The organism is Desulfogranum mediterraneum DSM 13871, from assembly GCF_000429965.1.
Lineage (GTDB): Bacteria > Desulfobacterota > Desulfobulbia > Desulfobulbales > Desulfobulbaceae > Desulfogranum > Desulfogranum mediterraneum.
Genome location: NZ_KE387005.1, coordinates 27347 through 40086, shown reverse-complemented (window position 1 = coordinate 40086; position 12740 = coordinate 27347). Strand labels below are relative to the sequence as shown.

General features: G+C 59.2%; 9 protein-coding genes. 4 read left to right on the top strand and 5 right to left on the bottom strand.

The annotated features are described in order from the left end of the window. Positions 1–28 precede the first annotated feature (28 nt). The 4 genes from G494_RS25740 to G494_RS0116785 all read left to right on the top strand — a co-directional run bounded on the left by G494_RS25740 (position 29) and on the right by G494_RS0116785 (position 6125). Entirely contained in the window at positions 29–2407 is a 2379-nt protein-coding gene (locus tag G494_RS25740; RefSeq protein ID WP_051305811.1) for a SpoIIE family protein phosphatase, read from the top strand. Between the two features lie 81 nt (positions 2408–2488). Continuing rightward, on the top strand, positions 2489–3949 hold the full coding sequence (locus G494_RS0116795) for an MFS transporter (RefSeq protein WP_028585439.1): 1461 nt from the start codon (positions 2489–2491) through the stop codon (positions 3947–3949). Next, positions 3942–5042 (top strand): alpha/beta hydrolase, encoded by a 1101-nt coding sequence (locus tag G494_RS0116790; RefSeq protein ID WP_028585438.1) that lies wholly within the window; start codon positions 3942–3944, stop codon positions 5040–5042. The genes G494_RS0116795 and G494_RS0116790 overlap by 8 nt, the downstream gene beginning before the upstream one ends. 15 nt (positions 5043–5057) lie before the next feature. Continuing rightward, positions 5058–6125 carry a hypothetical protein gene (locus tag G494_RS0116785; RefSeq protein WP_028585437.1) on the top strand — a complete coding sequence of 356 codons (1068 nt, stop codon included), beginning with the start codon at positions 5058–5060 and terminating at the stop codon, positions 6123–6125. A 115-nt stretch (positions 6126–6240) separates the two neighbouring features. Here G494_RS0116785 and G494_RS24140 read toward each other — a convergent pair whose 3' ends face one another. From G494_RS24140 to rbr, 5 genes are all read right to left on the bottom strand, one after another. Continuing rightward, on the bottom strand, positions 6241–6657 hold the full coding sequence (locus tag G494_RS24140) for an SRPBCC family protein (RefSeq protein WP_051305810.1): 417 nt from the start codon (positions 6655–6657) through the stop codon (positions 6241–6243). 366 nt (positions 6658–7023) lie between these two features. Next, a complete protein-coding gene (locus G494_RS0116775) occupies positions 7024–8826 on the bottom strand; it encodes an AMP-binding protein (protein WP_232362589.1) in 1803 nt (600 codons plus the stop codon). After that, positions 8811–9905, bottom strand: a complete 1095-nt coding sequence (locus tag G494_RS0116770; RefSeq protein WP_208597709.1) for a Glu/Leu/Phe/Val family dehydrogenase — start codon at positions 9903–9905, stop codon at positions 8811–8813. Before G494_RS0116770 ends, G494_RS0116775 begins: the two co-directional genes overlap by 16 nt. A gap of 350 nt (positions 9906–10255) precedes the next feature. Continuing rightward, positions 10256–11662 carry a glutamate synthase-related protein gene (locus G494_RS0116765; protein ID WP_028585434.1) on the bottom strand — a complete coding sequence of 469 codons (1407 nt, stop codon included), beginning with the start codon at positions 11660–11662 and terminating at the stop codon, positions 10256–10258. A gap of 79 nt (positions 11663–11741) precedes the next feature. Beyond that, positions 11742–12263 carry a rubrerythrin gene (rbr, locus tag G494_RS0116760; protein ID WP_028585433.1) on the bottom strand — a complete coding sequence of 174 codons (522 nt, stop codon included), beginning with the start codon at positions 12261–12263 and terminating at the stop codon, positions 11742–11744. Between the last annotated feature and the right edge of the window lie 477 nt (positions 12264–12740).

Below are 12740 nucleotides of genomic sequence, written 5' to 3'. Positions count from 1 at the left end.
GCAACCACAGGAGCAGGAAGGTAAGGTGATGGCCCGACCCCGACGTTCCCTGCTGCTCCGCCTGGCGCTGCTGATCCTCTTCGGGACCGGGGTGGTCCTCTCCTCTGTGGTCCTGTTCGTCAATCTGACGGGGAGCAGCATGGTGCTCCAGTTACAGCGACAGCGCTATGAGGTCCTTGCCCAGTCGGTTGCCCAACAGATCGATCGTTTCTTTTTTGAAGCCGAACGATCCCTCGATAAACTCACCTACTTCACCTCCTCCACCTTCCGCAGTCGCGAGGTCGTTGCCAGGCGTCTGCGGAGTCTGCTTGAGGATAATCCTGCCATCTATGCCACCGGTGTTGCCCTGGTCCCCGGCAACAGCATAGAACAACCGGAGTTCAAGATCCTCTTTGCCTTCAGGAGTCCCCGGGGGATTCAGGTCCAGGATCGCAGCGATCCGGAGCAGGACTATCAGAGTCACTGGTTTGTCCATGCCAGTGAGCACAAGAGCGATCTCTGGACCATGGGTTATCGCGACCAGGATACCGGCAACCATATGGTCACCTATGCGATACCGGTCCTCAACCTGGCAGGTGGGGTGGAGGCCGTGGTCATCTGTGATCTCCTCCTGAGCCGGGTTGAGGAGATGATTGCCGGGCTCGACCTTGGCAGTGAGGGCTGGCCCTTTCTGGTCTCCTCTGCCGGCAAGCTGATCGTCTATCCCCATGGACGGGACGGTATCCAGGGTGATGATCAGCAGACACTCCAGGAGCTGTTGGAAGATGCCGGCAACCTGCAGCAACGCCATACCCTGACGAGCCTGATCAAGACCATTGTCAATACCTCCGGCGGCGTACTCCAGTTCCGCCGCCTGAGTGGAGAGGGCAAGGCCTGGCTCTACAGTAACCACGTTCCTTCAACCAAATGGTCGCTTGGTTTTGTGATCCCGGAGTCGCAGAGCCTTGAACCGGTAGAGCTGCTGCAGCAGCAACTCAGCCTGGCAGCCGGCCTGGGGGTCGTCCTGCTCCTGATCCCTTCCTTTTTCATTGCCAGGTCCATTATTCGCCCTCTCCAGGGCTTATGCCGGGCCACCGCCGGCCTGGCAGCAGGAGATTTCAACACCCCCCTGCCAGCGGTTTCCCGCCAGGACGAGATAGGAGAGCTGGTGGAAGATTTCAGGCAGATGCGAGTGCGCTTGCAGAAATATATCGCCGAGCTGGCCAGGACAACGGCTGAAAGGGAAAAGATCGACAGGGAGCTGGCCATCGCCGCTACCATTCAGCAGGGGATGCTGCCTCGCTCCTTCTCCCTGCCGGAGCGTGCGGGCCTGGATATCTATGCGACCCAGCATCCGGCCAGGGAGGTGGGTGGAGATCTCTACGACTTTCAACTCCTGGATCAGGATCACCTCTACGTCTGTATCGGCGATGTCTCCGGCAAGGGGGTGCCTGCCTCTTTATTCATGGCCGTGGGCAAGACCCTGTTGAAGTTTTCCATCCAGCAGAATCCTGATCCGGCAGAGGTGCTCTACCATGTCAACAACGAGCTGGTTCAAGGCAATGAGAGCGCCATGTTTATCACCGTATTCTGCGGGATCTTTAATTTTAGGACCAATGTCTTCCTCTTTGCCAATGCCGGTCATCCTCCCCCCCTGAAGTTGCTGGCCGGGGAAGCGGTGCCCCTGGAGGCCGAGGCCTTTCCCCCCCTGGGAGCCATGGAAGATATCGAGTACCGCAATCAGGAGCTGGCCCTCACTCCGGGCTGCAAGCTGCTCTTCTACAGCGACGGGGTTACCGAGGCCATGGATTCGGAGTTCCAGCTCTATGGTGAAGAGCGCCTGGCCGCCGTCTCTGCCCGCTCGACTGAGCAGCGGGCAGCAGCGCTTGTCAGCCAGGTGCTGGAGGATGTTGCCGCCTTTAGCCTGGGGGCAGAACAGGCCGATGATATCACCATGCTTTGCTTTTCCTTTCAGCCCGGGCCGCTGCCGATCCGGGCAGCCGGTACCCCCAGCACCCTGCAGATCAGCAACCAGGTCTTGGAGTTGAAGCAGGTAACCGCCTGGCTGGAGACCCTGGCCGCTGACTACCTCTTTTCCGCTGAACTGAGCGGGGAGTTGAACCTGGTGCTGGAGGAGTGGCTGGTCAATGTCATCAAATATGGCTATCCGGGATCGAGCAGGAGCCACACCATTGGCCTGAAGTTTTGGCTGGATGGCCGGGAGCTCTGTTTTGAAATCAGGGACAGGGGCGTTGCCTTTGACCCCACCAGCCAACCGTTCCCCGATCTCGACGCCCCCCTGGAAGAGCGTGAACCCGGCGGGGTGGGGTTGCATCTGATCAGAGAGCATAGCGATGGAATGTGCTATCGACGGGAACAGGGCGAGAATATCCTCACCCTCACCAAGAAGCTTGAGGGGGGAGCATGAGAGCGGGCTCCACTGATGGCGAGCTGGAGCCGAACTCTGCTGCCAACCCTTCCCTGTACCTGAGTTGAACTATTGGATCCTATGAACGAGACATCCTACCCGGACAAGTGGAAGATACTGATTGCGGTCCAGCTGGCCATCTTCATGTGCACCTTTGAGATCAGTGTGGTCAACCTGGCCCTGCCCGTGATCCAGGACGTCTTTGATGCCCCCCTTACCCGGGTCAAATGGGTGGCGGTCCTCTACAGTGCCACGGTTGCCCTCTGCCTGCCGGTCACCGCCTACCTGGGCAGAAGATACGGGACGGTCAGGGTATACCGCCTCGGTCAGCTCTTCTTTTCCATTGCCACGGTTTCCTGTGGTTTTGCCCGGAGCCTGGAGGTGCTGTTGCTGCTCAGGATGGTCTCCGGTTTTGGGGCCGCCTTTCTCCTGTCCCTTAACCGGGTGGTGGTCCTGGGCAGTTTTCCCGGGTCCCAACACGGCATGGCCCTGGGTGTGAGCGGCTCCACCTTTGCCCTGGGGATCGTCTCCGGGCTGGCTGCCGGCGGGCTGCTGATCGAGACCCTGGGCTGGCAGTCGGTATTCTTTGTCAATCTCCTGGCAGCGATCCCCATGCTCCTGCTGAGTTGGCGCGCTCTGCGTAGCCGAACCCTGGGGATTGAGCAGGAACGGATCGCCTTCGACGCCAAGGGCTGCCTGCTCACCGTTGCCGGCCTGGGGCTGATCGTCTATGCAGTCACCCACCTGCTTGAGCTGCTGACCTCACCGGACCTGGAGAGTCTGCTGATCATCGCGGCCTCGCTGCTGCTGGTACCCCTGTGGCTACGCCATGAGTTTAGGGCAGGAGATTCGTTTCTCAATCTCCATATTATCAAGACCTACCCCTTGCCCTACAACTTTCTGAACACCCTGGTGGTTCGTTTCAGTATCGGCGCCCTCAACTTCATCGTTCCCTTTTACCTCCAGACCTGCCTGGCCCTGAGTCCTTTTCGGGCCAGCGTGGTGCTCTGCAGTGGGGCGGTGGCCACCGGTATCTGCGGGCCCCTGGCCGGCAGATGGATCGACCGGATCGGCCCCATGATGCTGCTCAGGATCGGGTTGGTCCTCATCTTTTTAGGCTGCATCTGTTATACCCTCCTGCCCTCCGGATCTGCAGCGCAGGCAGATACAGGCGCAGCCATCGCCCTGGTCGTCCTTGCCCAGATCTTTATCGGTACAGGTTCGGTCTGTTTCAGCGGCGCCTTTCTCTTCAGCAGCATGCGGGGGGTCTCACGCCAGTCCTGGGCCAGTATATCCAGTTTGCAGTCAGTGGTGATGATGGCAGGGAGCGCCATTGGTGCCAGTGTGGCAGCAGACCTGGTGGGGACCTGGGCCAGCGGCACTGAACTGGACCAGGGGATCAGTTTCACGGGATTTTTCCTCCTCTTCCTGCTCCTGGGCGGAATGGTGGGCGGCCTGGCCCTCTACGCCTTTATCTATAAGAGAAAACCCTATGATGCGGCCTCGGCCTCTTCCCGGGAAGGAGTATGCGAGCATGGCTGAGCCGGATAAGGTCTGCGCCACCCGGGAGACAGCCCCGAAACAGAGGGCCCTGCTGCGGATGGCGAAGACCGCGCTCCTCCTGCTGACCCTACTCCTCCTGGCCTGGTTTTTTGCCCTGGACCACGATGATATCATGGATGAGCTGATCCAGGATGTCATCTTTGCGGTCGTTGTTTTGGTCAGTCTGTTGATCACCCTTCGTTTTGTCTCCATGATTGTCGGTTATTACTTCATCAGGAAGGTGATCGGCCACCAGGACACCGATCAGGGCACCCATACCATTGCCAAGTGTAAGCCGATGAGCCGCTCCTTCCAGAAGAAGCGAGCACATGTGGTGATCCTCTTGCACGGCTTTGTCTCTTCTCCCATGATCTTTGACCAGTTGATCGAGGAGCTGGATCAGAATAGTATCGATTACCAGGCACCCCTGATCTATGGTTTTGGGATCAATCGGTTCAGTCTGCTCTTTACCCTGACCGAGGATGAGTGGATCCGTCAGGTCACGGAACTCTATGATGTCCTGGCCACCCAGTATGAACATATCTCGGTCATCGGCCACTCCCTTGGAGGCATCCTCGCCTGCTACCTTGCCCAGATTCGTCCGGTGCATCACCTGGTGCTTGCTGCCCCGGCCATCTTTCCTGCCTCCACCCAGAGGGTGCACAGTTATCTCTCCAGGAGTGTCTTCTGGGCCTACCTGCTGCAGTGGGCGCTTCCCCTGGTGCCCATGGTCAAGCGCAGAAACAGGGCCAGGACCCTGGACGTGCTCGATGACCAGGCTGCCCAGAAGTACTACCTCTACCCGGTGGCCCCCACCAGGGGTGTGTTTAATATTCTGAAACTACAGTCAAAGCTTGACCTGTCGAGCTTGAACTGTGCGACATTTGATCTGATCTGCGGTCGCCAGGACCTGACCGTGGATTGTGGCCTTATCCAGAACTATCTGCAGAAAAATGGGATTGTTCACCGCCTGCACAGCATGGATTATACCGGCCACAATCCCTTTATCGATAATGACCGAGAGCTGGTCAGCTGGATTGTGGTCTATATCCTGAATGATGAGTTGAGCTGGCCCCCCAATGATTGCTACTAAACGAGGACGTATTTGATGGCAGATGTGAACAGAGAGGTCTATCCGGAACGAACCGTCAACGAGGTTGTAGGGCTGGCCCGGGAGTGGGTCGAGAAGAACTATCTCGGCACCAAGGGATTTGTGGGGGCCCATCTTGTCGGCTCCATAAACCATACCCCTGGTGAAGCACTCTTTCCGCTCTACCGGGATGTGGATATTGCCATTGTCCTCGAAGGGATCGACTACCAGGAGATCAGAGAGGTCTCCCATCAGGGGTATATCCTGGAGTGTATCCTCTCCGGAGCGGGCCGCTATGACGGCGCCAAAAAAATATTAGCAGAACCGGGTATGGCCTGTAATCTTGAGGTGGACAGTGTCCTGGTGGATCCCACGGGCAAACTGGAAAAACTGCACCGGGAGGTGGCCCTTGACTACAACAAGAGAAGCTTTGTCCGCCTGCGGGTGGAACAGGCAGAGAAGGATGCCAAAGAAAATCTGGAGAAGATGACAGGGGCTGCCAATGCCCTGGAGTTTGTCTTTTATCTGGGTAACTTCATCATGCACTGTACGGCCATGACAACCCTGGCCCATCTGGAACCGCCCACCCACCGCCGGGGGCTCTTGAACCTGAAACCAATGCTCCTTGCAGATGGTCAGGAGGCCCTCTATGAACGCTATCTCCAGATGTTCGGCTCAGCCAGGCTGGATGCAGCAGCAGCCCGCCTCTTTGTGGAGGAGGCTGCCGGCGCCTTTGATCGTGCCCTGGAGATCAAGAAGTCCCCGGTCCCCTATGAGTGGAAGCTTGACCCCTGTATTCGTCCCTATCTGGTTGAGGGCAGCCTGGAGATGATAGAAGAGGGGGGACACCGGGAGGCGATTTTTTGGATCGCCCTCTTTTTCATGATCTCCAACGGTGTGATCCAACAGGACGGAAACGCCGAGGAAAAAGTGAACTACCTGGCACAGACAGGGGGCTTTCTCCAGGCCCTGGGCCTGGGCTCGGCAGAGGAGCTGGCCCAACGAAGCAAAGAGTGCTCCCTGTTTCTTGAAGATCTTCAGGCCTACAACCGGGAGCTGATTGCCAGCTCTGCCAGGTTGCGTTAAGCGGGGTCAGGGCTCGAGTTGGCGGCTCAGGATCGGTCGCTTGCGCCTTTATCCGCCAGGGCAGGTGAGGCGAGCTGCGCTCCTCGCTCACCATGCCCCGGCACCGGCAGGGCGTTCAGGCAAAGAGCCTGTTCAGGCCTTCAAAGCCCATGACATAGATGCTCTCCATCACTTCCCGGGCCTCTGCCTCCGAGACCCCTTTGGGCGTAAATGCAGATGACCAGCAGAGCTCAGAGCTGGAGGGATCGATCTCCCTGACCTCCATCTTGCTCAGATAGTTGTCCACCGGCAAAGGGCCGCTGACAATGGAGTATTCCAGGGTCATGGCCCCGTTGTCCAGGGATTCCAGTTGTTCGACCAGGATTGAGCCGTCCTGGAGGGTGAGATTGCGCCTGGCGCCCACCCCGGCACCCTCGATGGTGGTGGCGGCCACGGCCTCCACATATTTGCCCAGTTCCTTGAAGTCGCTCACCGTCTGCCAGAGAGCGGCGGCGGAAGCGTTGATGGTGGTCTTCATCTCTACGGTGGTCATGTCTTCTCCTTGTTGTTTTCTGTTGTAGTCGTGTTGGTTCCGGGAGTACGGTTTGGAGAAATACTAGTATATTAGATCGGCGTCAACGATTAAGCGAGCTCCAGGTTTACTCCTGGGGAGGGGAGATATCCGCTTCGGACGGGTCTGCGCAAAGCGTGGAGGCAGCCGTTGCTGCGGGAGCAGGGAGCAAAGGCATGGCAAAGGGGAGAGGGGGCTGGCCCGGGCCATTGACCGCGACCAGGCCTGGAGGGCTTGCCGGCCCAGATCTTTTTCTCTGCCCCTGGAGGACGCTCTCCCCCCTGCTGCAGGGATCAGCCTGGAATGGATCAGCCTGGAAGGGGGCAGGGGGCGGCAAAAGGGATGCGCCTATCCCGAGGCCCCCAGTTTTTCCATGGCCAGTTCCCGCATCCGAAATTTTTGCAGTTTTCCGGTGACGGTCATGGGAAACTCCTCCACAAACCAGATGTAGCGGGGAATCTTGAAGTGGGCGATCCGCTCCCGACAGTACTGGCGGATATCCTCTTCCTCCAGGGTCTGGTTGGTGTGGAGTTGGATCCAGGCCATGATCTCCTCGCCATAGAGGTCGTCGGGTACCCCAAAGACGGCAACCGAGGCGACCTTGGGGTGGGTGAAGATGAAATCTTCGATCTCCCGGGGATAGATGTTTTCCCCGCCGCGGATGATCATCTCCTTGAGGCGACCGGTGATCCGGACATAGCCCTGCTCGTCCATGGTACCCAGGTCCCCGGAGTGGAGCCAGCCCTGGGCATCGACGGCCCTGGCCGTGGCCTCTGGATCGTTATAGTAGCCCAGCATGATGTGGTAGCCGCGAAAACAGATCTCGCCGATGGTATCCAGCGGCAGCGGCTCGGCGGAGTCGAGGTCGACAACCTGCACCTCCTGGTGGGGGAGGTTGCGACCGACGGTATGGATCCGGTGATCTTCACTGTCATCGGGCAGGGTCAGGTGGGTGATCGGTGAGGCCTCGGTCTCGCCGTAGCCGATCAGGATCTGGGGGCAGTGCATCTCAGTCATCACCCGCTTCATCAGGGCAGGCGGGCAGGGGGCCCCTGCCATGATTCCGGTTCGCAGGCTGCCCAGCTCAAACTCTCCAAAACGGGGATGTTCCAACTCGGCAATGAACATGGTTGGCACCCCATGGAGGGCTGTGCACCGTTCCGTCGAGACCGCCTCCAGTACCTCCAGGGCATTGAAATGCTCACAGGCGATGACGATGGTCGCGCCCACCGAGAGACAGAGGAGGTTCGCCAGGACCATGCCAAAGCAGTGGTAAAAGGGCACTGCCACGCAGAGGCGGTCCTGGGAGGAGAACCCCATGGCAAGGGCAGAGAAGTAGGCGTTGTTGAGGATGTTGTGGTGGGAGAGGAGTACGGCCTTGGGAAAACCGGTGGTTCCGGAGGTGTACTGGATGTTGATCGCCTCCCGGTCAGAGAGGCTGGCAGCGATGCGCTCAAGCTCTTCTCCGCCAACCTGTTCTGCCGCGGCCAGTACCTCCTGCCAGAGGGTGAAGCCGGGGTAGGTTCGTTCGCTCTGTTCCGGGTCCTGGGGCTCGTAGAGGACGATCCGGCGGAGAAAGGGGAAGTCTGGGTGGTCGATCTCCACTCCCTGCTGTCGGCGAATCTCCGGGATCAGCTCCGCCAGCATCTCCACATAGTTGCTCTTCTTAAAGGAGGGGATGATAAAGAGCGCCTGAAGCTCGGAACGCTTAAGGGCATAGGCCAGCTCCTGGGGACGATAGGCGGGGTTGATGGTGACCAGGATGGCTCCGATTCTGGCCGTGGCCAGCTGGAGCAGCAACCACTCGATGTTGTTGGTGGACCAGATGCCGATACGGTCACCCTTGGCAAAGCCGATGCCGAGCAGACCCCGGGCAAGCTGGTCCACGGCCTCGGCCAGGGCTGCATAGCTGAGGCGTCTTGACTGGGGAAGGGAGACCACTGCCTCATTTTCGGGCCACTTGCGGGCAACGGCCGAGAAGTGGGCCGGGATGGTCTGCCGGAGCAGGGGGATATCGCCGTTGGTTCGATAGTAGCTCAAGGTATCGTGCATGGTCGGCCCTCGCAGGTGACTGTTGCTGGCTGGGTTCTGTTCCTTGCCGTTTCCCCGGTCGGCAGCCCGGTAGCTGTGGAGCTCTAGAAGATGTTCCACCGTTTCAGGGACATGGCCTTCCTGATCCTCTTTCGGGAGAGTTGGAGTGCAGCCTCCCTGGGAAGCAGGCCATTGCTGTCTGCCATGGCAAGCACCTCCTCGGTATTTTTACGGATCTTCTCCTCAATGGTCTGCATGGCAACACTTTGGGATGCCTTTTGGTACTCCATGGCCGCGCAGATCACCCCGCCTGCATTGGCAATGAAATCAGGCAGCACCAGCACTGCCTGCTGATGAAGGTACTGTTCCGCCCCATAGGTCATGGGGATGTTCGCCCCCTGGGCAAGCAGTTTTGTCCTCAAGCGGTGGATATTCCCCTCATGGAGGACGTCTGGGCGGGCAGCCGGAATCCAGATGTCGCACTCCATGTCAATGGTTGCGTCGGCATCCCCCTTGCGGCCCCGGGGGGCATGGATCACACTCTTGCCGGCTGCCTTGAGCTCGATCAGGGCCTCCACCTCCAGGCCATCCGGGTCGTAGAGTGAACCCCTGCTGTCCGAGGTGCCCACCAGCACCGCGCCCTGCTCGGTCAGAAAGCGGGCCGCATGTTTGCCCACCGCGCCAAAGCCCTGGATCACCAGACGGGCCCCATCCAACTCGAAGTCGCAGTAGGAGAGGGCGACCTTAACGGCGTGGAACAGTCCCCAGCCGGTGGCGCCGATGGTGTCCAGAGGGATACCGCCGATCTCACTGGGCAGGCCAACCGCCCGTCCGATCTCGTCCTTGACCCAGGCCATACACTCTTCGTTGGTCCCCATGTCCGGTCCGAAGATATAGTCGGATTCCCTCCTGAGGGCATGGGCAAAGCCTCGGATGAGGGTCTCTTTTTTCTCCGGCTGGCTCTTGGGGTCAGCAAAGAGGACCGATTTGCCGCCGCCATGGGAGAGGCCGGCTGCCGCATTTTTCAGGGTCATGGCCCGGGCCAGACGGATACACTCTTCCGTGCTGACATCCTCCGCCATTCTCAGGCCGCCGATGGAGGGGCCTGTGGCAACGTTATCCACGACCAGGATCCCTTTCAGCCCTATGGATGGTTCCTGAACATAGATGATCTTTGCCGGTCCCAGTTCATCTGCCATGGTAAAAATTTCATTTTCTCTCACGGTCCCCTCCTCGCTGAAAAAAGATGAAATGTGGGAAAGCGCATTGGCTTGCCCTCTGCACCGACACCATCTTGCGGGCAGCTTGAGGCCCCTTTGTTGCCCGGGATCCGCTCCGGCCGGCCACACCGACTCAGGGATACGCTCTCTTGCATCCCGCTGCAGATGGCAGGCAAGCCATTAAGACGGGTTTTCAAGCACCCTAATCGGATAGCACCCTTACACTAGTACCCCTATACTGTCAGTACAGCATATGGGGATCAATCTTGTCAAATCCCTTGTCCTCCACGGCAGCTTGTACCGTCCTTGGGGGTACCCTGGGTTGATGCTCAGACATGGCTGATCGCGGTATGGGCGGAGAGCTCGGAGTTGGTGGTGCGCAGATCCGTGATCGAGAGCTCATGGATATCGGCTTTGCCGGTCAGGCGGGAAAAATCTTCCAGCTCGGCAGTCGAGACCTTGAGGAAGTTGTGGAGCCTCCGCGCTGCCTGGTCGATATCGAGCCGTGCCCGCAGTTCGGGATCATGGGTGGCTATACCCACCGGGCACCTGCCCGTGTTGCAGACGCGATACTGCCTGCAGCCGATGGCAATCAGGGCGCTGGTGCTGATGGCTACCCCATCGGCCCCCAGGGCCAGTGCCTTGGCAAAATCCGAGGAGATCCGCAAACCGCCGGTGCAGATCAGGGATACCTGATAGGCCTTCCTGGCATTGAGGTGTCTTCTGGCGCGATAGATGGCAAAGGGGGTGGGGATGCCCACCGAGCCCTTCACATACTTGGGCGAGGCCCCGGTGCCGCCGGATCTGCCGTCCATGGTGATGAAGTCAGGACCGGCATGGAGGGCAAAGTCGAGATCTGCCTCGATATGACCGGCGGCAATCTTGATGCCGATGGGGCGTCCCTCCGAGGCCTCCCGGAGCCAGTCCACCTTCTCTTTCAACTCTTCCCGGGTCCGGATATCGGCAAAATGGGCCGGGCTGATGATATCGCTCCCCTGGGCAAAGCCCCGGAGCTCGGCAATCTCCCTGGTGACCTTGCTGGCGGGAAGATGGCCGCCCAGGCCCGGTTTGGCCGATTGACCGAACTTGATCTCGATGGCATCCACGCTGCGCAGGTTTTCTTCGTTTACGCTGTAGCGGTTGGGCACATACTCAAAGATATAGCGATGGGCACTGTCGCGGGCCTCCTGGAGGATCCCGCCCTCACCCGAGCCCATGGCGGTCTGGGCCGCGCTGCTGCCCCGGGCAAGGGCGATCTTTGCCTCACGGGAGAGGGCGCCAAAGGACATGTGGCTGATTAGGATCGGGGTGGCGATGACCAGGGGGCGGGCAGCCTTGGGGCCGATCACCGTGGTGGTGGAGACCGGATCCTGGTGGTTGAGGGGCAGGCGCGAGAGTTGGGCGCCCTGGATGAGGATATCGTCCCAGCCGATCAGGGTAGCCCTGGTCTGCATTGGCTCGATGATGGATTGCCCGGTCTCGGCCATGGCGATGATATCAGCCAGGTAGGACTCATGGCTGTCTTCGCTCTTCCGGGGGTCATGGGAGAGTCCTTCCTCTTTGCTCGTTTCCGCCCCTGCCTGGGAGGTGTCCGGCTCTGCCCCGACCCTGCGCCAAAAGGATTTGTCCGATTCACAGACCGGGCAGACCCAATCCGGGGGCAGCTCGTTCCAGGGGATACCTTCCTTGTCTTCGTCGTATTCGGTGTCGCAAACCGTGCAGATATATACAGCCATGATTCACCTCCTGGGTAGGAGAAGGCGAGGCTGCCGCTGGTAAGGCCGGCTTCGCCCCTCGCTGCGTGCTGAACCTCTACTAAAGGTCCATATTCGCGGGCTGGTAGTACTCTCTGGGATGTTTACAGGCCGGACACTTGGGGGGCGGCTCTGTGCCTTCATGGGTGAACCCGCACTGGGAACATTTCCAGCGGATGGCTTGATCGCGCTTGAAGACGGTACCGTTTTTTACCATCTCCAGGCAGCGCTTGTAGCGGTCACGATGGTGCTGTTCGATCTTGGCGATCTGTCTGAAGAGGATGGCTGCCTCCATGTTGCCCTCTTCCTCCGCCTCTCTGGCAAAGGTGGGGTACATGTCCGTGGTCTCATAATGTTCGCCGCTGATGGCCTCTTCCAGGTTGGCGGCCGTGTCGCCCAGGCCGTTGAGCAGCTTGAAGTGATCGTTGGCATGACGCTGTTCATTGGCTGCGGTCTCTTCGAATAGTTCTGCGATGTAGTGATAGCCTTCCTGGCGGGCCACCTTGGCAAAAAAGGTATACATGTTTCTGGCCTGGGACTCTCCGGCAAAGGCGGCCTTGAGATTATCGATGGTCTTGGACATGGTTCCTCCTCTTTTCTGCGGGATCAGTATTTCAGGGTTTGACCGGGAAGCTGTTACCCGGTCATGGGTCGGTCGAGCCAAAAGGCAGACCCTCTTGAAACTGCAGGCTCACTGCCGTAAGCTTTATCCATGTATTGATAATAGCAGATCTTCGAGGATTTCAAGAACTAATTTCCTCTGCAGCCAGGGGCCACCCTGCACCGATCTCCCTTGCCAGGGGAAAGGGGCTGGCTGTGCTTGTCCAGCCGCTCCGGCTCAATGCTGATATATCGGGTGTTGCCGTGAGGGGCCAGGTGTCGCTAGCGTCGTCATTCCCGCGGAGGCGGGAATCCAGTTGTGAGGTGAGCCGCTGCAGCTCCGCCTGTCACTCCATCCCGGCGAAATATGAGGGTACCTTGAAGAATCTCATTGTTCAAGGTGGCCATGAGACCCTACGTCAAAGCGTACTGCCAAGAGGGTTCCGACCAAGAGGGCTCT

Excerpts from the sequence above, each read along its gene's own strand:
- G494_RS25740 (WP_051305811.1), top strand. The coding sequence starts at position 29 with ATGGCCCGACCCCGACGTTCCCTGCTGCTCCGCCTGGCGCTGCTGATC.
- G494_RS0116795 (WP_028585439.1), top strand. The coding sequence starts at position 2,489 with ATGAACGAGACATCCTACCCGGACAAGTGGAAGATACTGATTGCGGTC.
- G494_RS0116790 (WP_028585438.1), top strand. The coding sequence starts at position 3,942 with ATGGCTGAGCCGGATAAGGTCTGCGCCACCCGGGAGACAGCCCCGAAA.
- G494_RS0116785 (WP_028585437.1), top strand. The coding sequence starts at position 5,058 with ATGGCAGATGTGAACAGAGAGGTCTATCCGGAACGAACCGTCAACGAG.
- G494_RS24140 (WP_051305810.1), bottom strand. The coding sequence starts at position 6,657 with ATGACCACCGTAGAGATGAAGACCACCATCAACGCTTCCGCCGCCGCT.
- G494_RS0116770 (WP_208597709.1), bottom strand. The coding sequence starts at position 9,905 with ATGGCAGATGAACTGGGACCGGCAAAGATCATCTATGTTCAGGAACCA.
- G494_RS0116765 (WP_028585434.1), bottom strand. The coding sequence starts at position 11,662 with ATGGCTGTATATATCTGCACGGTTTGCGACACCGAATACGACGAAGAC.
- rbr (WP_028585433.1), bottom strand. The coding sequence starts at position 12,263 with ATGTCCAAGACCATCGATAATCTCAAGGCCGCCTTTGCCGGAGAGTCC.